Source organism: Pseudomonas sp. SORGH_AS_0211 (assembly GCF_031453455.1).
Classification (GTDB): domain Bacteria; phylum Pseudomonadota; class Gammaproteobacteria; order Pseudomonadales; family Pseudomonadaceae; genus Chryseomonas; species Chryseomonas aestiva.
The window spans coordinates 1,616,857-1,640,787 of the sequence record NZ_JAVIZV010000001.1 but is presented as its reverse complement, the minus strand read 5'-3'; the positions used below and the strand labels follow the sequence as shown (position 1 = coordinate 1,640,787).

Genomic DNA, 23,931 nt, shown 5'->3' with positions numbered 1-23,931 from the left:
GCGATTCTCCGTTGTTATGCGCCGAGTGTTTCCCGGTTCGGTCGGCACCACAACAGGACAAAAGCCCAGCAAAGTGAGATCAGGACTGTGAAACCGCCCAGTCCTGATCCAGCAGCAGCACCGCGCAGTACAACTCGGCCGCCTCGGCGAAACGCCGCGGATCCCGTCCGGTCAGTGCCTGGATCCGCTCCAGCCGATGCCGCAGGCCATTGCGATGCAGCCCCAGCGCCTCGGCGCAGGCCTGGGGGCTGGCGTCCTGGACGAACCAGCTGCGCAGCGTCGCCAGCAGCTGGCCGTCCCGGTCAGCCTGGCGCAAGCGTAGCAACGGCTCCAGCAACCAGGCGCCGTGCGAGCGCTCGGCCTGACCCTGGAGCCAGGTGGGCAGGGCCAGGTCGTCCTGCGCCACCCGGATAAGGTCAGGTCGCAGGCGCCCGGCCACCGCCAGCAGATCCAGGGCCCGCTGGGTCGTCTCGGCTAACCCCGACCAGGATCGGGCCTCCGGGATCCAGGCACTGCGCCGCAACGACCAGCCCTGCCCCGGCAGCTCCCCGAGCAACGCCTCAGGGGCTTCCGCGCCGGGTCGATACCAGAGCCACTGCCCCTCTTCGCGCGGCAGGCACCAGCTGTGCGTCAGCCGCTGCTGGGCCCAGTCGCCAAAGTCCGGTGCAGGCACGGCGAATTCGAGCAGCAGCACGTCCCGCGGCAGCTCCGGCCGCAAGCCGAGCAGACTGGCATGGCGACCCACTTCGGACGCCGCACCCGGTGCGAGCAGCTGACGCAGCAGGGGTGCGGTCATGCGGCTAGTCACGGGCGGCTGCCCGGAGGCCTGCTCGATGAGCATTTCCGCGGTAAGACGCAGGAGCTCGGCGGGCAGGCGCAAGTGCTCGGCGTCCTCCCCGGACACGCCAAGGACCCCGACCAGCTCGCCCGCGCGATACAACGGCAGGTTGATACCGGCCTGGGCGCCGGCCAGCCGTGCGGCGGCGACGGCATCCAGCGCCACCGCACGGCCCTCGGCGATGACCTGGCGCGCGCCGGCATGGCGGGTGAACAGCCGCGCCGGATCGCCCGAGCCGATGATCAGCCCGGACGCATCCATGACATTGACGTTGCCCGGCAGGATACGCATGGCGCGTTCGACGATTTCCTGCGCCAGGGTCTGGCTCAGCTCCATGGCCACCTCCGAGGTTAGCGCGCCCTTGCGACGCGCCGTCACCTTAGAGGCGTCGCCTGCCGCTGGGCAAGCCGCCTGGAAGCCAGAGGCCGTTACTCCGCGGTGCTCAGCACCCCACGCCGCACCTGATCGCGCTCTATGGATTCGAACAGCGCCTTGAAGTTGCCCTCGCCGAAACCGGTGTCGCCCTTGCGCTGGATGAATTCGAAGAACACCGGTCCCAGCAGGGTCTGGGAGAAGATCTGCAGCAACAGACGGCGCTCGCCACCTTCGGAAGTACCGTCGAGCAGGATGCCGCGGGCTTTCAGCGCCTCCACAGGTTCGCCATGGTTGGGCACCCGCCCTTCGAGCATCTCGTAGTAGGTCTCCGGCGGCGCGGTCATGAAACGCGTGCCATAGGCCTTGAGCCGATCCCAGGTGGCCACTAGGTCATCGGTGAGAAAGGCCACGTGTTGGATGCCCTCGCCGTTGAACTGCATGAGGAATTCCTCGATCTGCCCAGCCCCTTTGGAGGATTCCTCGTTGAGCGGGATACGCACCAGGCCGTCCGGCGCGGTCATGGCCTTGGAGGTCAAACCGGTGTACTCGCCCTTGATGTCGAAGTAGCGCAGCTCGCGGAAGTTGAACAGCCGTTCGTAGAAGTCGGCCCAGTAGGCCATGCGCCCGCGATAGACGTTGTGGGTCAGGTGGTCGATGACCTTGAGGCCGGCGCCCACCGGCTTGCGCTCGACGCCCTCCAGAAACACGAAATCGATGTCGTAGATCGAGCTGCCCTCCTCGTAGCGATCGATGAGGTACAGCGGCGCACCGCCGATGCCCCTGATCGCCGGCAGCCGCAGTTCCATCGGGCCGGTAGGCATGTCCATCGCCTGGGCGCCCAGCTCCAGCGCCTTGGCATAGGCGTGGTGGGAGTCGCGGCAACGAAAGGCCATGCCGCACACGGAAGGGCCATGCTCGGCGGCGAAATAGGCCGCATGGCCGGTCTTCTCGCGATTGACGATGGCGTTGATGTCGCCCTGGCGGAACAGCACCACGTCCTTGGATCGGTGGTTGGCGACGTGGCTGAAGCCAAGGCTTTCCAGTACGGGTTCGATGACATTGGGCGTGGGCGAAGCGAATTCGATGAACTCGAAACCCATGAGGCCCATGGGATTTTCAAACAGATCGGCCATGACTGGCTCCTTGACGGGTAACGTGACGGACGTTGTCGGTAACGCGGGCTAGCACCCCGTCAGGGGCGGCGCGCAGGAAATGCCGCGCACGCTGCGGGCGAGGAAATCGCCCAGGAGCAGCTGACAGCCCAGGCGCCTCACGGGGCCACCTGTGCCGGGGTATCCGGCTGAACCTCGGGGCGCGCCTGCTGGAAAGCCGGATGCGCGGCGGCCAGGGCTTCCACCCGCAGGAGGCGCGGATAAGGCGACAGGTCCACCTGGAAACGCCGCGCCGCATAGAGCTGGGGCAGCAGATAGACGTCCGCCAGCCCGACGTCGCCGAAACAGAAGCCACTGGGTCCGATCTGCGTCTCCACCGCTGCCAGGCCTTCGCCGATCCAGTGCGAGATCCAGTCGAGGATGGCCGGCTCTTCCAGGCCCAGGCCGCGCAGGCGGTTGAGCACCGAGACGTTGTGCAGCGGATGGACATCGCAGGCGATCACGGCGGCGACCCCCCGATGCCGGGCCCGCAGCAGCGGCTCGGCCGGCAGTAAGGGCACCGCTGGATAGCGTTCTTCCAGGTATTCGAGGATGGCGGGCGACTGGATCAACACCTCGCCGCCGTCGAGGCGCAGGCTGGGCAGTCGTCCCTGGGCATTGAGCGTTCGATAGGCCGGCTGGCGCTGCTCGCCGGCCAGCAGATTGACCGGCACGGCATGGTAGTCCAGTCCCTTCAGCGCCAAGGCCAGGCGGACCCGATAGGCCGAGGTCGAACGGTAATAGGTGAAGAGGTCCATCGACACTGCCCCGCGATTGCCTGCCGGCTTCTTATTATGCGTAAGTTCATTACGTTAAAAGGAATCTGCGCCTGCCCAGGGGCCTTGTCAACGGCACTCAGGCCGGTGGCAACCTGCACTGGCCTAGCCTGCCGCCAGCACCTGGCCGCGGCATTCGCCGAATCCGATCGTGGGCAGTCCAGGCCGCTGGCAGCGCGCCCTGAGGATGACTTCATCACCGTCTTCCAGAAAGGTACGGGTCTCGCCGCCTGGCAGTTGCAGCGGCTGCTTGCCGCCCTGGGTGAGCTCCAGCAGGCTGCCGCAACTGCCGGCATCCGGCCCGGACAGGGTACCTGACCCAAAGAAGTCGCCAGGCCGCAGGGCACAGCCATTGACGGTGTGATGGGTCACCATCTGCGCCACCGTCCAGTACATGTTCAGGGTGTTGCTCAGGGCGATCCGCTGGGCGGGCAATCCCTGCTCCACCATGCGCGGCGTGCGCAGCAATACTTCCAGTTCGATGTCCAGCGCGCCCTGGGCCTGGTCGTGCGCGTCGTACAGATAGGCCAGGGGCCGGGGATCCCCGGCAGGCCGCGTTGGCTGCGCCTGGCGATAGGGTGCCAGGGCTTCCGCGGTCACCACCCAGGGCGACAGGGTGCTGGCGAAACTCTTCGACAGGAAGGGGCCCAGCGGCTGGTATTCCCAGGCCTGGATGTCCCGCGCCGACCAGTCGTTGAGCAGGCAGAAACCGGCGATATGCTCCGCCGCGTTGCCGATGGCGATGGACTCGCCCTGGGCATTGCCCGGGCCGATCCAGATACCCAGTTCCAGCTCGTAGTCCAGCCGGCGGCAAGGCCCGAATACCGGCGCCTCCTGCCCGGCCGGCAGCGTCTGGCCCTTGGGTCGCCTGAACGTCTCGCCAGAAACCCCGAGGGTGGAGGCACGGCCGTGGTAGGCAATGGGCACGTGCTTGTAGTTGGGCAGCAGCGGATTGTCCGGGCGGAACAGCCGACCGATCTGGGTGGCATGGTGGATGCCGACATAGAAATCCGTGTAGTCACCGACCCGCGCGGGCAGGTGCATCCGGCAGGCGCTCTGGGGGGCCAGCAGATACTCGGCCAGCTCCTCGAGTTGCTCGCGCTGCGGATGATCGGCACGCAGCAGCGCCTGCAGGGCCTGGCGCAAGGCGACCCGCGCCGGCCTGCCGGCGCCGAAGAAGGCATTGAGCGTTTCCTGGGCAGCCAGTTCGGCGGCCCGCTGGGCTTCGCCGCGGAACAGACCCGCTTCGAGAGCGAAACCCAGATCGAGGATGAAGTCACCCACCGCCACGCCCCCGCGGGGTGTCTCCTCTCCGCGACTGAATACGCCCAGGGGCAGGTTGTGCAGGGAAAAATCCGCATGGCCATTGGCCGAGGCGACCCAGCTGTGCAATTCGTGGGTCATGCCGATGCTCCTGCGCCGGGCGCGACGAAGGTCTTGGCGAGGCCCGCCCAGCAGGCATCGTAGTCGGGCTGCAGCAGCGGCGATGCCAGGGCGTGAAGGGTCGGCCGCAGGACGCGTCCGGTTTCGAACATGAAGGCCATGGTGTTCTCGATCCGGTGCGGCCGCAGTTCGGCGGCGATGGCGTTCTGGGTGGAAACATGGTCCGGGCCATGAGCACTCATGCAGCCGTGCAGGGAGGCCCCACCCGGCGCGAAGCCAGCGGCCTTGGCGTCGTAGGCGCCCTGGATCAGACCCATGAATTCGTTCATCAGGTTGCGGTGGAACCAGGGCGGACGAAAGGTGTTCTCCGCGACCATCCAGCGGGGCGGAAAGATCACGAAATCGATGTTGGCTACCCCTTCGCTGGTTCCGGGCGCGGTCAGCACGGTGAAGATCGACGGATCGGGATGATCGAAACTCACGGTGCCCAGGGTATTGAAGCGGCGCAGGTCGTATTTGTAGGGCACGTTGTTGCCATGCCAGGCGACCACGTCCAGCGGCGAGTGATCCAGCTCGGTCTCCCAGAGTTCGCCGAGGAATTTCTGCACCAGCCGGGTGGGTGCCTCCCGATCCTCGAAGCGGGCCACGGGCGCCTGGAAATCACGCGGATTGGCCAGACCGTTGCTGCCGATCGGACCCAGCTCGGGCAGCCGCAGAGAGCGCCCGTGGTTTTCGCAGACGTAACCCCGTACCGGTTCGCCCTCCTCCAGCTCTACCCGGAATTTCAGGCCGCGTGGAATCACCGCGATCTCCTGCGGCTCGATGCGCAGCAGGCCCAGCTCAGTGACCAGGTCCAACCGCCCCCGCTCCGGCACGATCAGCAATTCTCCATCGGCGTCGTAGAAGACACCGGTCATGCTGGCATTGGCGGCATAGCGATAGAGGCTGACGCCCTCGGCCTGGTCACCCGCGGCGGTGGCGACGATCAGCTCCAGCCCGGCGAGAAAATCGGTGGCTACTGCCGGGATCGGCAAGGGGTTCCAGCGCAGGCGATTGGGCGTGGGGGCGCCCAGTTCGGCGCCGGTCAACTGGCCGGTGCAGCGCTCAAAGCGGCCATGGGCGGCGGACGGCCGTAGCCGATACAGCCAGGAGCGCCGGGCCTCGTGGCGAGGTACGGTAAAGGCGGTGCCGGAGAGTTGCTCGGCATAGAGGCCGAAGGGCGCTCGTTGCGGCGAGTTCTGCCCGATCGGCAGGGCGCCCGGCAGCGCCTCGGTGCTGAAGTGATTGCCAAAGCCGGACTGGTAGGTCACTGGCGTTGCTGCTTGTTCTTGTCGGTTCACCTGGGCCACCCATTATGCGTAACAGGTTTACGCAAAAAGTAAATTGAACCCAGGAGAGCGTCAAGCTATAACGCTGCCTTTCCCCGTGCGATCGAACCGATGACGAACACCCCCGAAGCAGCGCCCCCACGACGCCAGAAGGTGCAGGCGGCCCAGGTCGGCACCGACATCCTCAAGGCCCTCGCCGAGCTGGCGCCGTCCACGTCCTTGTCACGCCTGGCCAGTCATCTGGACATGCCCGCCAGCAAGGTGCACCGCTACCTGCAGGCGCTGATCGCCAGCGGGTTCGCCGAGCAGGATCCGCGGACCAATCACTACGGACTCGGCCAGGCCGCCCTCTTCGTTGGCCTGGCCGCCCTGGGTCGACTGGATGTGGTGAAGCTGGCGGCGCCGCTGCTGGCCGATCTGCGCGACGAGGTCGGCGAAACCAGCTTTCTGGCGGTCTGGGGCAACAAGGGGCCGACCGTGGTGCTGGTGGAACAGGCGCTGCGCGCCGTCACCCTGGTGACCCAGGTCGGCTCGGTGCTGCCGCTGCTGGGCTCTTCCACAGGCCTGGTGTTCAATACCTTCCTGCCGGATGTCGAGACCGTGGCATTGCGCGCGGAAGAATTGCACCGGCCGGATGCCCCCAGCGTGGTGGAACTGGCGGAAGGTGCACGCCAGCTGCGGGAGACCCATATCCAACCGGTGCATGGCCTGCTGATGGCGGGCGTCAATGCGCTGTCCGCACCGCTGTTTGGAGCCGGCGGCCGGCTGGCCGGGGTGCTGACCCTGGTCGGCGCCGCGCCAGGGTTCCAGGCCGAGGTCGGAGGCGCCGCTGCGAGCCATCTGCACGCCGCCGCCCAGGTCATCAGCAGGCGGCTGGGCGGATAGCGCGGACGAATCCGGGCACAGCACCGCAGTCAGGCGCGCCGATGGTCGCGGCAGCGCTCCACTCGATCCTTTCCAGCCTCCATTCGGCTAAAGGATCACCCGGACTGGCCGTTTGCCATTAAGCTTACTGTTAGCGCATTTATCATTGGCGCGCTGCTTTATGGTGACCCCTTCATGACTGCTCTTTCCTATCGTGATCGCAACCAGGCTCTCAACGACTCCCTGGGCAAATTCTGGCAAGTCGCCAAGCCTGTGGTTCAGGCAGCCATGGCCATTCATGTGGCGTTGCTGGTCATTTTCGTCCTGCTCGACCAGATCCTGATGGCCTGGGCCAACGTGCTCAGCATCGCGGCCTACGTGGGCTGCCTGGCCGCCCTGCGCCAGCGCCGTTATCGCATCGCCAGCCTGACCATGTGCTGCGAGATCGTCGCCCACGCCTGGATCGCCACCTGGCAACTCGGCTGGGATAGCAACTTCCACTACTACGTGCTGTGCATCCTGCCGATCGTCATCTACAACTACCGCACCGCGCCGATCCGCCATCTGCTGCTGGTGCTGGGAATCCTCGTGACCCTGGCTGGCGGCTATCTGCTGCACCCTCCCGCGGCTCTCGCGCCCCTGGCGATGAAGCTGTTCGGCGTGCTCAACGTCATCAGCGCCCTGCTACTGCTGCTCTACGGCACCGGAGCCTCCTTCCACCACAGCACCAAGATGCAGCTGGATCTGCTGCATTCCGCCAGTCACGACAGCCTCACCAACCTCTACAACCGCCGGCGGATTCTCGACCAGGCTGACAAGCACAGTGGCGTGACCGGCAGCCTCATCCTCTTCGACGTGGATCACTTCAAGCACATCAATGATCGCTTCGGCCATGATTGCGGCGATCTGGTGCTGCAGGGCATCGCCGACGTCATCCGCCGCGAGGTGCGCCATTCCGATCTGGCGGCGCGCTGGGGCGGCGAGGAATTCCTGGTGCTGCTGCCCCAGGCGCGGACCGAAGTGGCCTGGGGCGTGGCGGAACGCATCCGCCAGCGCCTGACCGACGTGACCCATTCGCTCGAACGCGGTCCCGCGCGGGTCACGGCGACCCTGGCAGTGTGCGAGATTCGCGATTGCGAGGCTTTCGCCAGCGCCCTGGAGCGTGCCGACCAGGCGCTCTACCGCGGCAAGCAGGAAGGCCGCGACCGGGTGATGCTGGCGGCCTGAGACCCCGCCCGTCCTAGACCACGAAGCGCTGCAGGGCGCCGTGCAGATCGGCGGCCAGGGCGGAAAGCTGCTGGCTGCTGGCACTGGTCTGCTGGGCACCGGCGGCGGTCTGGGTCGCCGCGTCGCGAATCAGCGTCAGGTTGCGATCGACCGCCGCCGTGGTAGCCGTCTGCTCTTCGGTGGCCGCGGCGATGGCGTCGTTGCGCTGGCCGATGGCGGTGATGGCCTGGGTGATGCCTTCCAGCACCTGCCAGGTCGCCTGGGCCTGGTCGCGGGTGTGGCTGGCCTGGAGGCGACTCTGATCCAGGGCGGTCACCGTCTTCTCGCTGACCTGCTGCATGCCGTCGATCAGGCCTTCGATCTCGCGGGTGGAGTCACCCGTACGGCGAGCCAGGCCACGCACCTCGTCGGCCACCACGGCGAAGCCGCGCCCGGCGTCCCCGGCACGGGCCGCCTCGATGGCGGCGTTGAGCGCCAGCAGGTTGGTCTGCTCGGCGACGTTGCGGATGACATCGAGCATCTTGCTGATGCCCTTGGATTGCTCGGCCAGCTGGTCGGCCTGGTTGGCCGCCTCGTCCACATTGCCCACCAGCTGGGTGATGGCGGCCAGCGTCTGGCGGACCTGCGTCTGCCCCTGCTTGGCCTGATCGACGCAGCGTTGCGATTCGGCGGAGGTGGAGGTCGCGTGCTCGCACACCGCCTGGACCGCCTGATTGAGCTGGGTGACGGCATTGGCCGCATGCTGGATATCGGTCGTCTGCTGCTCCAGGTTGCGGCAGCTTTCATCCATCACGGCACTCACCTGGGTCGAGGCCGAAGCCAGTTGCTCCGAGGCGTTGCCGGTATGGGCCAGCACCTCGCGCAGATTACCCTGCATACGATCCAGCGCCAGCAGCAGCATGGCTGCCTCGTCGCGTCCCCGGGGCTGGATGTTCTGCCGCAGATCACCCGCGGCGATGCCGCCGGAGATGTCCAACGCCTGGCGTAGCGGCTGCACCACGCTACGCGTCAGTCGCCAGGCCAGGAGCAGTAGCAGCAGAATGGCACCGGCAATGACCGACCAGACGATGGCGCGGGCCTGCAGGAACTGCACGTTCGCCACCTCCTTGGCCTGGGCCGCGCCCTGCTTGTTCAATTCGCGCAGCAATTGCACCTGCATGTCCATCAGGTCGCCCTTGAGGCCCACCACGGTATCCAGCTGCATCCGCGCGGCCGGGACCTGCTGCTGCTCGATCAGGCGCACCTCTTCGCGCAGGCCTTCCACGAAAGGCAGATAGGCTTCATGCAGGGCCTTGATCGAATCCCCTTCGGTCGCGTCGGTGACGACCGGCGCATAGTCCCGGAACAGCTGATCGGTTTCGTTGACCAGTTGCTCCAGGGTGACCCGGCTCATGGCCACGGCGCCCGGATCCTCGGCATTGAGCAGGACCCCCGAGGCCTGGCTGCGCAGCTTGCCGAGGTTGATCGCCAGGGAATCGGCGATGGCGATACTGGGTAACCAGTCCTGCTCCATGCTCAGGGCCTGACGGCGCAGCTGCTGCATCTCCCACAGCGAAAAGCTGCCCAATCCGGCGAGCAGCACGGCGGCGAAGGTAAAGGAGAACAGCATCCGCGGGCCGGTCTTGAGGGCTCTCAGCCAGGAGCGGCGAGACAGGCGGCGAAGGGGCGCGAGGATCCGAAGCATGGGGGCGTCACTGCAGGAAGACGGTCAAGCACAGCAGCCTAGGCAAGCAAGATGTCGAGCTGATTACAAAATGCCATTGCCCGAAAAAAATCAGACGATTGCGGCGAAAGGAAACTGGGGCTAAGGTCCGCCCCCTCTATTCGCCATCCTGTCCGATGCTGTCATGACTACCCCTGTCGCCAAGGCTTCGCCCTTACAGATCCTGCTGCTCGGCATCGCCCAGATCCTCGTCTGGGGTGGCTCCTTTTTCATTCTCGCGGTGCTGGCCGATCCGGTGGTACAGGAGACCGGCTGGTCCCGGCAATGGGTCTATGGCGGTCTTTCGCTCGGCGTCCTGGTCTCCGGCCTGCTCGCACCGGCGTGTGGCCGCCTGATCGCCCGCCAGGGCGGCCGCACGCTGCTGTCGCTGAGCGGCGTGGGGGTGGCCGCCGGGCTGACCCTGATGGCCAGCGCCCAGCATCTGCCGCTGTTCCTGCTCGCCTGGGTGGTGATGGGAATCGGCATGGCCGCGGGTCTGTACGATGCATTGTTCGCGACCCTGGGCACCTGCTACGGCAGCCAGGCCCGCTCGGCGATCAGCGGCATCACCCTGGTCTCCGGCTTCTGCACCGCCATTACCTGGCCCGTCGCCGCCTTCATGGTGAGTCACCTGGGCTGGCGCGGTGCCTGCCTGGTCTATGCGGCCGTCCTGTTGCTGACGATCTGGCCGCTGTATCGACGCGCCTTGCCCGCGCCGGCCCTCTCGACCCAGGCACCGCGGCCCAACCAGGCGGCTGCGGCGGTACCGGTGAATCGCGCCCTGTACACCGTACTCACGGCCCTCTTCACCCTGGGCGCGGTGCTGATGACAGCCATCTCCATCCAGCTGATCACCCTGCTGCAGGGGATTGGCTACAGCCTGGCCAGCGCCGTGGCGCTGAGCGCCTGCCTGGGGCCAAGTCAGGTCGCCTCGCGGATCATCGACCTGCTCAACCGCAACGGCCACCCGTTGTGGACGGCCCTGGCCTCGGTGGTCTGCACAGCCGCCGGCCTGCTGCTGGTGACCCTGGGGCCCGGCCTGGTGTGGGTGACGGTCGTGGGTCTGGTGATCTTCGGTGCGGGCAATGGCCTGAGGGCCATCATTCGTGGCGCCCTGCCATTGGCACTCTGGAGTCCAGCGGAATACGCCACCATCCTCGGACGCATGGCGCGCCCGGCATTACTCGGCCAGGCCGCCACGCCCCTGCTCTGTGGCTATGTCCTGGAACGCCACGGCCCCCAGGCGGTGCTGGGGCTGCTCTGCCTGCTGGCGCTGATCAACGTGGCCCTGGTCGCCTGGTTGTTCAGGGCGATCCTCAGCCGTCGCGACGCCTAGTCACAGGCGATTTCCAGGGGTACCAGGCGCAGCTTGATGCCGGTGCGACGCAGGGTGAGGATGTCGCCCTCGCGCTGCCCGACCTCGTCACCCAGGGTGCTGCGCAGCGTTTTCTCGTCGAGCAGCTGGGCGTAGGTCCGGGGATCTTCCCCCTGGCAACTTTCGGCGATATGCAATTCGCCCTGCAGCAGCTTGCCCGCAGTGCGCCCGCTGGTGAGATCCACGAGCAGGTAATCCTGGTCAGGCTGGTACTTGAAGGTCATGCGAATTCCCCGGCGACTGTAGCCATGGGAACCGCTCGTACCCGGTTGGTTCAGGACGTCGGGTTACCTTCCTCGTCCAGCCGAGTGCGCAGCATGACCAGGGTCTCGCGCAGATCATCCAGGCCCGCATCGCCCAGGGCGCAGACCTGCCGCACCCGGCTGTTGACCCCATTGGCCTGATCGCGCAGCGCGCGACCCGCGGGCGTCAGTTCGATCGACAGGTTGCGCTCGTCTTCGGCACTGCGACGGCGCGTGACCAGCCCGGCGGCCTCGAGGCGCTTGACCACGGGGGTCAGGGCACCGGAATCCTGCCGCAGCCGATTGGACAATTCCTTGAGCGTGAGGCCGTCATGCTCCCAGAGCACCAGCATGATCAGGTACTGCGGGAAGGTCAGGCCCATGCTCTCCAGCAGGGGCTTGTAGAGTTGCGTCATCGCCAGCGAAGCCGAGTACAGGGAAAAGCAGAGTTGCTGGTCGAGGAGCAGTGGATCTTTGGCTGTCATGGGATCTGCCATTACAAAAAGCGTGAAAAGAGTGGAAGGTGCGATCTATCCCCAGCCAGGTCAAGCGCCCGGGTGGCGTGGGGTCGGTTGCCGGAAACATCCGGTAACTGGCACTGGATTCCGATACCACAGGATGCCACAGTGAGCGGCTGGACATAAATAATAAGGGTAATACCTGCATGGCCGTTTCCTCTGCCACGTCAGCCGTTCCTGGCGAAAATCCCCCCGCCGCCCTGGCCGGCGCCTCGCCGATGGTGGCGGGAATCCTGGCCTCCTGTGCGCTGGCGCACCTCATCAACGACCTGATCCAATCCGTCCTGCCCTCGATCTATCCAATGCTCAAGGACAGTTATGGTCTGACTTTTACCCAGATCGGTCTGATCACCCTGGCGTTCCAGATCACCGCCTCCCTGCTGCAACCCTGGATCGGCTTCCATACCGACCGCCATCCTAAACCCTATCTGCTGCCCGCCGGCATGGTCTGTACCCTGGTTGGCGTACTGCTGCTCGCCTTTGTCGGCAGTTTTCCCGCGATCCTGGCCGCTTCGGCGCTGATCGGCGTCGGCTCCTCGACCTTTCACCCGGAAACCTCGCGGGTAGCCCGCCTGGCTTCGGGAGGACGCTTCGGCCTGGCGCAATCCACCTTCCAGGTCGGTGGCAACGCCGGCACCGCCATCGGCCCCCTGCTGGCGGCAGCCATCGTCATTCCCTATGGTCAGACTCATGTCGCCTGGTTCGCGCTCTTCGCGCTGTTCGCCATCGGCGTGCAATACGGGCTGTCGCGCTGGTATCGCAATCACCTGCGTAGCGCCAAGGGGCGCAAGGCGGCCGCGGTCAGCCACGGCCTGTCGCGCGGCCAGGTGACCTTCGCGCTGATCGTGCTGGCGCTGCTGGTGTTCTCCAAGTACATCTACATGGCCAGCATCACCAGCTACTTCACCTTCTATCTCATCGAGCGTTTCGGCCTCTCGGTGGCCAGCTCCCAGCTGCACCTCTTTCTCTTCCTGGGTGCGGTCGCGGCCGGAACCTTCTTCGGTGGTCCCATCGGCGACCGCATCGGCCGCAAGGCGGTCATCTGGTTCTCGATCCTGGGCGCGGCGCCCTTCACCCTCGCCCTGCCCTATGTCGATCTGTTCTGGACCAGTGTGCTCAGCGTGATCATCGGCTTCATCCTGGCCTCGGCCTTCTCGGCCATCGTGGTCTACGCCCAGGAGCTGGTACCAGGCAACGTGGGCATGATCGCCGGGATCTTCTTCGGCCTGATGTTCGGCGTCAGTGCCATCGCCGCCGCGGGACTGGGCAATCTCGCTGACCATCGCGGCATCGAATACGTCTACCAGCTGTGTTCCTACATGCCGCTGCTGGGTGTCCTGACCATCCTGCTGCCCTCTACTCGCCGCAAGGCGGCCTGAGGTCCGCGCCACGGGAGCACGAGGCTCCCGTGGCGAAGCGCTTCGCCACCCGCTACGCTGGCCGCCCCTGAGCCTTTCGCCGAGTCGCGATGAAGAGTCCGCTGCACTACCTGGTCCGTTACCCCTCCGCCAACCTGCTGTTCATCCAGTTGCTCGGGCTGCTGCTCTACCCCTTCGTGGAGCAGGAAGAACATGGGCGCGCCATCATCGGTGCCTTTGGCATCATCGTCCTCGCTACCGCCCTGCGCATGGTGCGACGGAGCCCGACCATCCAGTGGCTGGGGTTCATTCTCGCCGGCTGCATCCTGGTGCTCACGGTACTGGTGGAGTGGCAGGGCAATCGCCACCTGGTGGTGTCCCTGGCCATCCTCGATGCGGTCTTCTACTTCTATGCCGCGGGCAGTCTCATCGCCTACATGATGGAAGACCAGCGGGCGACCACCGATGAACTCTTCGCCGTGGGTGCGACCTTCACCCTGCTGGCCTGGGCCTTCGCCCACGCCTACTCCGCCTGCCAGATCCTGCAGCCCAACAGCTTCACCGCCGCCAACGATCCCCTGGCCGCACGCACCTGGACCGAGCTGCTCTACGTCAGCTTCGCCATCCTCTCCGGCGTCGGCCTGAGCGATATCTACCCGATCAAGCCGATGGCCCGCTCGCTGGTCATGCTCGGCCAGTTCTCCGGTGTCATGTACATCGCCCTGGTGGTGACCCGGCTGGTCACCCTGACGGTGCGCAGCCGCTAGCCGAATCGCGCCAGGCCGAAGCTGCCGAGATCGATGTCGCTGCGCCCGGCGGTCACGCGCTGGGCGAGCGCTTCGCCCAGCGCGGCCGAATGCTTGAAGCCATGCTCCGAACAGGCACTCACCACGGTCACGCCCGGTAGCGCCGGGTGTTCGTCGACGATGAAGCCGAAGTCGGGCGTCACGGTGTAGGCGCAGACAGCGCTGCGCACCGCCCGGCTTGAAAGACCGTCAACCCAGCTCCCCACTTGATTACTGAACAGCTCGCTTGACTCTTCAGGATTGAGAAATCTTTCAACTTCTATAGGGGTGGTATTATCGCGGTATTGTTCCGTGGCGACCTTCACGGCATTTTCGCCAGGCAGAGGTGGAAAGCCGTAGAAGAGATCGCTGTCGCCACTGCCATGGGCGAGGATGAAACTCGGTGAATCCGCCGGAAACAGTTCGGGCCTGGCGACTTCGAACCAGTGCAGGGTCTGACGGCAGACGCGCAGCAGCCGGTCGAAAGGTGCGCCCAGCAATTCAGCGCTCCACATGCCGGCGGCGACGACGACCCGCTTCGCCCGCCAACGGCCCTGGGCCGAATGCAGCAATACGCCCTGCTCGTCCGTCTCCAGCCGTTCGATGACGGTATCGGTATGGATCTGGGCACCCCGCTCGCGCGCGCCGTCCAGTTGCGCCTGGATACAGGCTTCCGGATAGAGATAACCCCCACCTGGTTCGAAATAGCCCAGCGCGTCTTCCGCTACCCGGAATTGCGGAAACCGCTGGCGAATGGCGGCGCCATCCCAGGCTTCATGAGGGATCCCGTACTGGCGCGCCAGCTCCAGGGTGGCCTGGGTAAAATCCGGGCGACCGTGATGGGAGGTTGCCGTCGCGGTGGCGGTCATGATCAGTACCCCGCACTGCTCGAACAGGCTGACGTTCTGCTCCGCCTCCAGCTCGCGCCAGAGTTGCTGCGAGCGAATCGCCAAGGGTACGTAGGCTGCGCCCTCGCCCACCGCCTGGCGAGTAATGCGTGTCGCGCCGTGACTGGAGCCAAGGTCATGGGGCGGCGTATAGCGATCGATGCCTGCGACCTTCACTCCGCGCCTGGCCAGTTGGTAAAGCGTGGCCGCGCCCATGGCGCCCAGGCCCAGGACAATGACGTCATGAGTTGTGTTGGTCATCCTGTCTCCCTGCCTTCTTCGCTGATTGAGCGGCGAACGCTAGCAAGACGAGCTGCCCAGGACCAAGAGCGGAATTAGAGATGGGTGGTCTTCGTCTCCATGACATGCTCGGGCGAAAGGATTCGAAGGGTAGCAGCTCGACCTACATAGGGGTGGTATTAAGCGAGGATCGCTCCATGGACCGGGTAGCGACAAGGACGGTCGTGATTGATCGTTCCGTTCGTGGCGTCGCCTCAGCCGCTACAGTGAAGAGTCCGGTCGCACGTCGCCGAACCCTTCACCCAGTCACCCTCCTCGGCCTCAGGTCATGCCCAACCAGTTCGGCAAGGCCAGGGACAGATAAGGCACGTAGGTCACCAGGATGAGGAAGGCGAGCATCACCAGCAGCCAGGGGGAAACGGCCTTGATGGTGGTGGTGAGTGGCATGCCGGTCACCGCTGAGGTGACGAACAGATTGAGCCCTGTCGGCGGTGTGATCAGTCCGATCTCCATGTTGACCACCATGATGATCCCCAGATGGATCGGATCTATCCCGAGCTGAACGGCGATCGGGAAGAGGATGGGTGCGAGAATCAGGATGATCGCCGACGGCTCCATGAAGGTGCCCGCGATCAGCAGCACGATGTTTACCACGATCAGGAATTCCACTGGCGAGAAGCCTTGATCCACCACCCAGCGGGTGATCGACTGGGGAATCTGCTCGGTGGTCAGGACGTGGGCGAAGAGCATGGCGTTGGCGATGATGAACATCAGTACGACGGACAGCTTGGCTGCGTCGATCAACACCCGCTGGCACTGCCGCAGCTTCATGTCCTTGTGCACGAAGACCGCGACGATGGCTGCATAGATCGCCGAGACCGCCGCCGCTTCTGTGGGGGTGAACATGCCGGAATAGATGCCGCCGAGGATGATGACGATCAGCATCAGACCCCAGATGGCGCGCCGTCCGGTGCGCAACACCTCCTGGAACGAGGCTCGCGGCAGCGCCGGAATGTTCTTGATGCGGGCAATGATGTAGATGGTCACCATCAGCACCAGCCCCAGCAGCAACCCCGGTACCACCCCCGCCATGAACAGCTTGCCCACCGAGGATTCGGTGGCCGTCGCATAGACCACCATGACGATGGAGGGCGGGATGAGAATCCCCAGGGTGCCGGCATTGCAGACGATGCCTGCCGCGAATTCGCGCTTGTAGCCCGAACGGACCATGCCGGCGATGACGATGGAGCCCACTGCGGCGACGGTGGCTGGCGACGATCCGCAGAGGGCGGCGAACAGCATGCAGGCCAGGATCGCGGCGATGGCCAATCCGCCCCTGATATGGCCGACGCAGGCGTTGGCGAACTCGATCAGCCGATGAGCTACCCCGCCCGTGGTCATGAAGGCTCCGGCCAGGAGAAAGAACGGAATGGCCATCAGGGTGTAGTGCTCGCTGGTCTCGAACAGCTTGATGGCCAGCGAGCGCACCGAGTCGTTGCTGAACAGCAGGATGGTGAGGGCACTGGAAAGCCCCAGGGAGATGGCCACCGGAATGCCGATGAACATGAGGGCGAACAGCGCCAGGAACAGGAAGGCAATGGTCATGACTGGCGCTCCGTGCCGGGCTGGCCGTCGACGAGCCGGAGGGCATCCTCGGCTTCACTGTGTCCACCGAAGCCGTTCTGCTCGTTGCGCAGGATGCGCAGGAACACCTCGACGAAGCGGATGAGCATGAGGGCAAAGCCGATCGGCACGATCATGACGATATGCCACTGACGCAGACCGAAGCGGTCGAGATCCTCGGCACCGATGTTGGCGTTCATCAGCGCCGATACCCATTGCTGGCTGGAATAGGTCATCAGTCCGCAATAGCAGATACAGATGCCGACCGCCAGCAGGGCGACCACCTTGCGCAAGGCGGGTGGAAAGGTCTTGACCAGCAGATCGACCCCCAGGTGAGCGCCGATGCGCACGCCCCAGGCCAGACCGATGAAGATCAGCCAGCCGAACACCGCCTTGGTCAGGGCGATGCTCCAGGTCATTTCCTGGGAGATGAAGAGAAGGCCGTCGCCCATGGCCAGCAGCGGCCTTTCCAGAAAGGCCAGGCGATCGGCCAGATAATAGAAAACGGCGTAAACGTTGTTGACTACCACGTAGACGAAGGTGATCAGGGTCATGGCCGCCAGCAGGAAGGCGACGAGCGCCTCCTCCAGCCGGCACCAGAGACGGGTCACGGCGGGCATACGAACCTCCAACAGGCACTGACAGGGGGCGAAAGAAGGAAGCGCTCGCGGGTCTTCAGCTGGCCTTGTTGGCGTTGACGGCAGCGTCGATCACCTCGCCGCCGATCTCCCCTTCGAACTTCTTCCAGACCGGTTGCATGGTCTTGCGCCACTCCTCGCGTTGCGCGGGGGTCAGTTCGATGATCTCGCTGGTACCGGCCTTGGCGATGGCGCTGCGCGCCTCGTCATTGAGTGCCTGGGCCTGGCGGTTCACCTCCAGGGTGACCTCGCCCATCACCTTGTCCAGCTCGGTGCGCACGTCTTCGGGCAAGCCCTGCCAGAACTTGGTGTTGGTGATCACCATGTAGTCGATCAGGCCGTGGTTGGACTCGGTGAAGTAAGGCTGAACCTCGTAGACTTTCTGGCTGTAGTAGTTGGACCAGGTGTTCTCGGTGCCATTGACGACCCCGGTCTGCAGGCCCTGGTACACCTCGGCGAAACTCATCTTGCGCGGTGCGGCGCGTAGCGCCTTGAATTGCTCGTCGAGGACTGCAGAGGCCTGGACACGGAACTTGAGGCCGCGGGCGTCCCTGGGTTCGCGTAGCGGCTTGTTGGCCGAGAGCACCTTGAGACCGTTGTGCCAGTAGGCCAGACCGGTGATGCCCTTGCCTTCCATGCTGGTCAGCAACGCCTTGCCCTGGGGACCGGCCTGGAAGCGATCGACCGCGGCCATGTCGTCGAACAGGAAAGGCAGATCGAAGACCTGCACCGCCTTGGCGTAGTGCTCGAACTTGGCCAGCGAAGGGGCCAGCATCTGCACGTCGCCCAGCAGCAGGGCCTCCATTTCCTTGCCGTCGCCGAACAAGGACGAGTTGGGATAGACCTCGACCTTCACCCGGCCGGGCAGGCGCTCTTCCGCGAGCTTCTTGAACAGCACCGCGCCCTGCCCCTTGGGCGTGTGCTCGGCGACCACATGGGCAAACTTGATGGTAATGGGCGCTTCATCTGCCGCGTAAAGCGAACCGGCGAAGGAAAACACGGCGGCACAGAACAGCGTCTTGATGGTCAACGTGGGCATGGCGACACCTCATCTTGTTTTTGTAATCAGGTCGGGTTTATTAAACGCGCCCCCTCCCTGGGGTGGAATTCATCATTGCCCAACAGGGCCTTCAGCTCTGCCTAACACCGGAGCCCCTGTTTCCAGACGCCTCAGCAGTCGTTGAGCCCGCCCGATGACGGGTGCATCGATCATTTTCCCGTCGACGACGAAGACCCCCACGTCGCCCTGACTCGCCGCGATCACCTGCCGCGCCCAGTCGATTTCCGCTGGCGTCGGCCGCAGGCTGTCATGCACCACCGCGACCTGGCGGGGATGGATGCACAACAGGCCGCCGAAGCCCTGGTCACGCGCACTGGCGGTGGCCGTCGCCAGACCGGCCAGGTCATCGATGGCCGGAAAGACGCTGTCCAGCGGCGCGGGCAGCCCGGCCAGTCGGCCTTCCAGCAGGAGTAGAAAGCGTGCCTGATCCAGCAGCCGTTCGGCTGCCGCCGTACCGCTTTCCAGCCCGAGATCCAGGCCCAGATCCAGACCTCCGAGCACCAGGCGCCCCACCCCGGCAGCCCCGGCGATCTCCTTGAGTCGATCCAGCCCCCGGGCGCTCTCGATGATCGGCCAGACGGGCTTGCCCGTCTCGGCATGGACGCGCTCGACCTGGGCGGCGCTTTCCGCCTTGGGCAGGACGACCCCGAGCACCTGCCCCAGGCGTTGGCACAGCGCCAGGTCGTCGCCATGCGCCGAGTGAGCGGCGGCGTTGACGCGTATCCAGACCCGCAGGGCAGGCGTGGCGAGTAGCGCCTGTTCGAGGGTGCCGCGCGCTGCCGTCTTGGCGGCTTCAGCGACCGCATCCTCCAGGTCCACGATCACCACATCGGCACCGCTGGCCACGGCCTTGGCGATTCGCTCCGGGCGAGTCGCCGGAACGAACAGGGCGGAGCGAGGATCAGCGGGAAGCTCGTTGGCGGTAGGGGTCATAGCGCACCTCGCTGGCGCAACGCGTCCAGCACGGCGCGGTCATAGCCCAGCTCCTGCAATACCGCTTCGGTGTGCTCGCCCAGCGCCGGGACCGGATCCATCCGCGGCTCGAAGGCACTGTTGCTGGCCGGTGGCAACAAGGCGGGCAAGGGACCGGCCGGACTGCCGACCTCACGCCAGCGATCGCGCTCGCGCAACTGGGGATGCGCCCAGACGGCCGCCATGTCATTCACCTGGGCATTGGCGATCTGCGCCCGCTCCAGGCGGGCGATGACCTCTTCGGTCTTGAGCTGGGCGAACGCCTCGACGATCAAGTCACGCAGCACGCCGCGATTCGCCGAGCGTTTGAAGTTGGCGGAAAATCGTGGATCGCTAACCAGTTCCGGCTGCAACAGCACCTGCTCACAGAAGAGCTGCCACTCCCGCTCATTCTGCAGGCCCAGCATTACCGTGCCGCCATCGCCCGCGGGAAAGGGCCCGTAGGGGTAGATGGTGGAATGGGCGGCGCCGGCGCGCGCGGGTGGCGGCATGCCGGCGTAGGCGTAATACAGCGGATAGCCCATCCACTCCACCAGGCTCTCGAGCATGCTGACCTCGACGCGACTGCCCTCCCCCGTCCGCTCCCGCAACAGCAGCGCCGACAGGATGCCGCTGTAGGCGTACATGCCGGCTGCGATATCCGCGATCGAGCAGCCAGCCTTGGCCAGTTGGTCATCGTCCGGTCCCCCCGTCACCGAGAGAAAACCCGCCTCGCTCTGAATCAGCAGGTCGTAGGCTTTCTTGCGCTCATAGCGGCCACCGCCGCCATAGCCGGACACGTCGCAGACGATCAGCCGCGGAAAGCGCGCGTGCAGGACGTCGAAATCCAGCCCCAGCCGACTGGCCGCGCCCGGCGCCAGGTTCTGCAACAGGACGTCCGCCTTGGCGAGCAACCCCTCCAGCACGGCCAGGGCGTCGTCCTGCTTGAGATCCAGGGCCACGCTCTCCTTGGAACGGTTGGTCCAGACGAAGTGGGAGGCGAGTCCGGCGACACGCTCGTCGTAACCGCGGGCGAAATCGCCACTGCCTGGCCGCTCGATCTTGATCACCCGGGCGCCCAGGTCGGCCAGCTGCCGGGAGCAGAACGGGGCCGCGATCGCATGCTCGAGACTCACGACCGTGATGCCATCCAGAGGACGAGGTTTTTCGACAGCCATCTTGGTTCACTCCAGATCAGGTGAAATAGTAGAGATCCACGCCCTCGTGCAGCCGCCAGGCCCGGGCGATCAGGGCCTCGGCCTCGACGGGTGGGCGTTTGCCGGCGAAGGCGACCAGCCGGCGGAACTTGTCTTCCAATTCAGCCCGGTCGAGGGTATTGCCGGGATCACCCTTGGGCTCGTCGATACGCCCCTGTAGAACGGCGCCCTGGCGGGTCGTCACCTCGACCCTTCCCAGCCAACGCCGGGGATAGGCGGCATCGACCTCGGGGTCCAGCCGCATGCCGACTCGCGCGCGGAAGGCCGCGACCGCGGGATCGTTCAGCGCGGAATTCGCGAATTCACCCAGTTGCGCCTTGCCATGGACGGCGATCAGGCCCAGCACCGTGCCCATGGAAAACTTCGCCTGATGCACGGTACGCGGCACGTCTACGCGACCGAGCACGTCCAGAGCGCCCTGGTGAACTCGCGCTGTCACCTGGGCGATGTCCTCGGGCGCCAGGCGCTCGCGCTGCATCAGGTCCAACAGGGCATCGGCGGCAGGATGGGTATGCCGACAGGACGCATGGAACTTGAACGAGGTTTCCAGCAAGGCCCAGCGCTGACCCAGGCCATCGCTCAGGCGGCGGGCGTCGGCGTCACTGGAAAGGCCGGCGGCCATCCCCTGCTCGCCTTCCAGGATGTTGCGCGCACCGGTCAGCCCCTGCGCCGTGAGATAAGCCGCCAGCAGCCCATCCGCCGCTGCCTTGGCGGTATGCAGTTGCTTGGAATCCGCCGCGTCACGCAGGAACTCCCAGAGCCCCGCCGCCTGGGTGCCCGCGTTGCCAAGCACCTGGATGAACTGCTCCCGGTTGAAGCCCAGCAATTTGCCCACCGCCACCGCCGCGGCCAGGGTGCCGACGGTGGCCGTGGTGTGGAAGATCCGATAGTGCGAGCGCCCGAGGAATTCACCGATGCGGATGCCCGCCTCGTAGCCGGCGACCGCGGCGACGATCAGCTCCTGCCCGCTTTTTCCCAGGTCCTGGGCCGCGGCCAGTGCGGCGGAAAAGACCACCGTCCCCGGATGCAGCACCGAGCTGTTGTGCAGATCATCCTGCTCCACCAGATGAGAGGCGGCGCCATTGACCAGCGCGGCGAAGTACGGCGAGGTGCCGTAGGGCGCGACGAGTACCCGGGCCCGCCCCTCGCGGGGGCCCATGGTCTGCGCATAGGCATGGAACAGCGGTATGGGATGGCTGCCATCGCTGGCCAGTGCGGAGCCCAGCCAGTCGAGAAACAGCTCTTCGGTCCGAGTGACGACGGTGGCCGGCAGATCCGCATAGACCAGCTCGCCAAGATAGGCCGCCAGACGTTCGGTATGGGTCATGGAAGTCACCCTAGAACGAGCGCGGCAATTCGAGCAGGTGCTCGGCCACGTAGGAAAGAATGAGATTGGTGGAGATGGGCGCCACCTGGTACAGGCGCGTCTCGCGAAACTTGCGCTCGACGTCGTACTCGGTGGCGAAGCCAAAGCCACCGTGCGTCTGCAGACAGGCGTTGGCCGCCTCCCAGCTGGCCTTGGCCGCCAGGTACTTGGCCATGTTGGCCGCAGCCCCGGCGTTTTCGCCGCGGTCGTACAGATCGCAGGCGTGCCAGCGCATCAGATCGGCGGCCTCGATCTCGATATGGGCCTCGGCGATGGGAAACTGCACGCCCTGGTTCTGCCCGATGGGTCGACCGAATACCACCCGGTCGCGGGCATAGTGACTGGCCTTCTCGACGAACCAGCGGCCATCGCCAATGCATTCCGCGGCAATCAGGGTGCGTTCGGCATTGAGGCCGTCGAGGATGTAGCGAAAACCCTTGCCCTCCTCGCCGATCAGGTCGCTGGCGGGAATGTCCAGCTCGTCGAAGAACAGTTCGTTGGTCTCGTGGTTGACCATGTTGGGGATGGGCCGAACCGTGAGCCCCTTGCCGATGGCCTCACGCAGATCCACCAGGAAGATCGACATACCTTCGGACTTGCGCTGGACGACCTCCAGGGGTGTGGTCCGCGCCAGCAGGATCATCAGATCGGAATGCTGCACGCGGGAGATCCACACCTTCTGCCCGTTGATCACATAGCGATCGCCCTTGCGCACCGCCGTGGTCTTGATCTTGGTCGTGTCGGTGCCGGTGGTGGGCTCGGTGACGCCCATGGACTGAAGCCGCAGCTCGCCGCTGGCCAGCCGTGGCAGATAGCTGTTCTTCTGTTCTTCGCTGCCGTTCCGCAGCAGGGTGAACATGTTGTACATCTGCCCATGGATGGTGCCGGAGTTGCCCCCGCAGCGGTTCACCTCTTCCAGGATGATGGACGCCTCGGCCAGGCCCAGCCCCGAGCCGCCATAGGCTTCCGGAATCATCGCGGACAGCCAGCCTGCCTCGGTCATCGCCTGGACGAAGTCCTGGGGAAAACCCTTCTGCTCATCGATTCGGCGCCAGTATTCGGCCGGAAAGCCCGCGCAGAGGCCACGGACGCCGTCGCGAATGGCGGCGAATTCTTCTAGTCGTTCGTCCAGCATGGGGTTTTCTCTCTTGTCGTTATAGGGGCACCGCTGTCACTCGAAACGCAACTGAGCCACCTGGGCGGCACCGTCGCCATTTCCGGCCCACAGCTCCGCTTCGCCGGGCGCGATGACCTGACCACTGAGCGTGAAGGGAGTGGGCGCGATCAGCGGACGAACGCCGCGATAACTGAATTGGCGTATCCGCGCGGTGGGATGGGCGCGACGGAAGCTGCGCAGCAACAGGGTCGCGATGAGCGGGCCGTGGACGACCAGACCGGCATAGCCCTCCTGCTGGGTCGCGTAGGGCCAGTCGTAGTGGATGCGATGACCGTTGAAGGTCACCGCGGAATAGCGGAACAGCAACGTGGGCTCGGGCACCACCGACTCCGCCCAGCCGCCGAGCGCGATGGCTTCGCCGGTGCCCGCCTTGGGCGCCCCGGGCTCGCGATAGACCAGATCCTGCTCCTCGCGCAGTACCAGTTCGTCGCGCTGGAAATAGCGATGCTCGACGGTCACGAACAGCAGGCTGCCGCTGCGGCCCACCTTCTCCTCGACCCGCAGCAGCGTCGAGATGCAGCGGGCCCGCTCGTCAACGCGCAATTCACCGAGAAACTCCAGGCGTCCACCCGCCCACATGCGATTACGCCCTTCCGCCGGCGGCAGGAAGGTGCCCCGCGCCGCATGACCATCGGGCCCGAGCTGGGCGGCTGCCACGGGATTATCGAAGAAGGCCCAGTGCCAGAGCGGCGGCAGCGCCTCGCCTGCAGCCAACGGCGGTTCGTCGAGGGTATGGGCAATGCGCGCAACCTGGCGTTGGCCCAGAAACTCCTGGGTTTCGAGCGTCCGGCCCACCCAGGCTTCGGTCGACGTAGTGTTCATGTTTGGCTCCCGTCATCAGGCTCTCGAT

General features: G+C 65.5%; 22 protein-coding genes and 1 pseudogene. 5 read left to right on the top strand and 18 right to left on the bottom strand.

Annotated features, from left to right (window positions below; genetic code table 11):
* Nucleotides 1-79: 79 nt before the first annotated feature.
* The 5 genes from QE393_RS07655 to hmgA all read right to left on the bottom strand — a co-directional run bounded on the left by QE393_RS07655 (nt 80) and on the right by hmgA (nt 5,833).
* Nucleotides 80-1,174, bottom strand: coding sequence for a sugar diacid recognition domain-containing protein (locus tag QE393_RS07655; RefSeq protein WP_310042816.1), 1,095 nt, complete (start codon nt 1,172-1,174; stop codon nt 80-82).
* A gap of 92 nt (nt 1,175-1,266) precedes the next feature.
* A complete protein-coding gene (hppD, locus tag QE393_RS07650; RefSeq protein WP_310042814.1) occupies nt 1,267-2,346 on the bottom strand; it encodes a 4-hydroxyphenylpyruvate dioxygenase in 1,080 nt (359 codons plus the stop codon).
* 137 nt (nt 2,347-2,483) lie between these two features.
* Nucleotides 2,484-3,122, bottom strand: a complete 639-nt coding sequence (gene maiA / locus QE393_RS07645) for a maleylacetoacetate isomerase (protein WP_310042813.1) — start codon at nt 3,120-3,122, stop codon at nt 2,484-2,486.
* 123 nt (nt 3,123-3,245) lie between these two features.
* On the bottom strand, nt 3,246-4,544 hold the full coding sequence (fahA, locus tag QE393_RS07640; protein ID WP_310042812.1) for a fumarylacetoacetase: 1,299 nt from the start codon (nt 4,542-4,544) through the stop codon (nt 3,246-3,248).
* A complete protein-coding gene (gene hmgA / locus QE393_RS07635; protein ID WP_310042809.1) occupies nt 4,541-5,833 on the bottom strand; it encodes a homogentisate 1,2-dioxygenase in 1,293 nt (430 codons plus the stop codon). Before hmgA ends, fahA begins: the two co-directional genes overlap by 4 nt.
* Before the next feature lie 129 nt (nt 5,834-5,962).
* On the opposite strand from hmgA, the gene QE393_RS07630 reads away from it, so the two are divergent.
* Nucleotides 5,963-6,736: an IclR family transcriptional regulator gene (locus QE393_RS07630; RefSeq protein ID WP_310042807.1), complete on the top strand. Its 774-nt coding sequence runs from the start codon at nt 5,963-5,965 to the stop codon at nt 6,734-6,736.
* Nucleotides 6,737-6,910: 174 nt separating this feature from the next.
* Nucleotides 6,911-7,942, top strand: a complete 1,032-nt coding sequence (locus tag QE393_RS07625) for a GGDEF domain-containing protein (RefSeq protein ID WP_310042805.1) — start codon at nt 6,911-6,913, stop codon at nt 7,940-7,942.
* A 13-nt stretch (nt 7,943-7,955) separates the two neighbouring features.
* Here QE393_RS07625 and QE393_RS22495 read toward each other — a convergent pair whose 3' ends face one another.
* Complete coding sequence (locus QE393_RS22495) at nt 7,956-8,732, bottom strand: methyl-accepting chemotaxis protein (protein ID WP_405046284.1); 777 nt, start codon at nt 8,730-8,732, stop codon at nt 7,956-7,958.
* Nucleotides 8,733-8,810: 78 nt separating this feature from the next.
* Nucleotides 8,811-9,626, bottom strand: a pseudogene (locus QE393_RS22490) (MCP four helix bundle domain-containing protein); the annotation flags it as partial.
* A gap of 163 nt (nt 9,627-9,789) precedes the next feature.
* On the opposite strand from QE393_RS22490, the gene QE393_RS07615 reads away from it, so the two are divergent.
* Nucleotides 9,790-10,980, top strand: coding sequence for an MFS transporter (locus tag QE393_RS07615; protein ID WP_310042803.1), 1,191 nt, complete (start codon nt 9,790-9,792; stop codon nt 10,978-10,980).
* On the opposite strand, the gene QE393_RS07610 is transcribed toward QE393_RS07615, so the two are convergent.
* Complete coding sequence (locus QE393_RS07610) at nt 10,977-11,243, bottom strand: hypothetical protein (RefSeq protein WP_273807456.1); 267 nt, start codon at nt 11,241-11,243, stop codon at nt 10,977-10,979. The two genes, QE393_RS07615 and QE393_RS07610, sit on opposite strands and share 4 nt — an antisense overlap.
* A 50-nt stretch (nt 11,244-11,293) precedes the next feature.
* On the bottom strand, nt 11,294-11,746 hold the full coding sequence (locus QE393_RS07605) for a MarR family winged helix-turn-helix transcriptional regulator (protein ID WP_133861789.1): 453 nt from the start codon (nt 11,744-11,746) through the stop codon (nt 11,294-11,296).
* Between the two features lie 251 nt (nt 11,747-11,997).
* On the opposite strand from QE393_RS07605, the gene QE393_RS07600 reads away from it, so the two are divergent.
* Together QE393_RS07600 and QE393_RS07595 are read left to right on the top strand one after the other, a co-directional pair.
* Nucleotides 11,998-13,158: an MFS transporter gene (locus tag QE393_RS07600; protein WP_310045616.1), complete on the top strand. Its 1,161-nt coding sequence runs from the start codon at nt 11,998-12,000 to the stop codon at nt 13,156-13,158.
* An 89-nt stretch (nt 13,159-13,247) separates the two neighbouring features.
* Nucleotides 13,248-13,904: an ion channel gene (locus tag QE393_RS07595; protein WP_273807458.1), complete on the top strand. Its 657-nt coding sequence runs from the start codon at nt 13,248-13,250 to the stop codon at nt 13,902-13,904.
* Here the strand turns inward: QE393_RS07595 and solA are convergent.
* From solA to QE393_RS07550, 9 genes are all read right to left on the bottom strand, one after another.
* On the bottom strand, nt 13,901-15,070 hold the full coding sequence (solA, locus tag QE393_RS07590) for an N-methyl-L-tryptophan oxidase (protein ID WP_273807459.1): 1,170 nt from the start codon (nt 15,068-15,070) through the stop codon (nt 13,901-13,903). The two genes, QE393_RS07595 and solA, sit on opposite strands and share 4 nt — an antisense overlap.
* A gap of 300 nt (nt 15,071-15,370) precedes the next feature.
* Nucleotides 15,371-16,654 carry a TRAP transporter large permease gene (locus QE393_RS07585; RefSeq protein WP_273807460.1) on the bottom strand — a complete coding sequence of 428 codons (1,284 nt, stop codon included), beginning with the start codon at nt 16,652-16,654 and terminating at the stop codon, nt 15,371-15,373.
* A complete protein-coding gene (locus tag QE393_RS07580) occupies nt 16,651-17,292 on the bottom strand; it encodes a TRAP transporter small permease (protein ID WP_273807461.1) in 642 nt (213 codons plus the stop codon). Before QE393_RS07580 ends, QE393_RS07585 begins: the two co-directional genes overlap by 4 nt.
* Nucleotides 17,293-17,347: 55 nt before the next feature.
* A complete protein-coding gene (locus QE393_RS07575; RefSeq protein WP_273807462.1) occupies nt 17,348-18,349 on the bottom strand; it encodes a TRAP transporter substrate-binding protein in 1,002 nt (333 codons plus the stop codon).
* A 72-nt stretch (nt 18,350-18,421) separates the two neighbouring features.
* Complete coding sequence (locus QE393_RS07570) at nt 18,422-19,303, bottom strand: CoA ester lyase (protein ID WP_273807463.1); 882 nt, start codon at nt 19,301-19,303, stop codon at nt 18,422-18,424.
* Nucleotides 19,300-20,499, bottom strand: coding sequence for a CaiB/BaiF CoA-transferase family protein (locus QE393_RS07565; protein WP_273807464.1), 1,200 nt, complete (start codon nt 20,497-20,499; stop codon nt 19,300-19,302). Before QE393_RS07565 ends, QE393_RS07570 begins: the two co-directional genes overlap by 4 nt.
* Nucleotides 20,500-20,515: 16 nt before the next feature.
* A complete protein-coding gene (locus tag QE393_RS07560; protein WP_310042801.1) occupies nt 20,516-21,865 on the bottom strand; it encodes an MmgE/PrpD family protein in 1,350 nt (449 codons plus the stop codon).
* Nucleotides 21,866-21,875: 10 nt separating this feature from the next.
* Nucleotides 21,876-23,039 carry an acyl-CoA dehydrogenase family protein gene (locus tag QE393_RS07555; RefSeq protein WP_405046235.1) on the bottom strand — a complete coding sequence of 388 codons (1,164 nt, stop codon included), beginning with the start codon at nt 23,037-23,039 and terminating at the stop codon, nt 21,876-21,878.
* A gap of 36 nt (nt 23,040-23,075) precedes the next feature.
* Complete coding sequence (locus tag QE393_RS07550) at nt 23,076-23,903, bottom strand: MaoC family dehydratase N-terminal domain-containing protein (protein ID WP_310042799.1); 828 nt, start codon at nt 23,901-23,903, stop codon at nt 23,076-23,078.
* Nucleotides 23,904-23,931 lie beyond the last annotated feature (28 nt).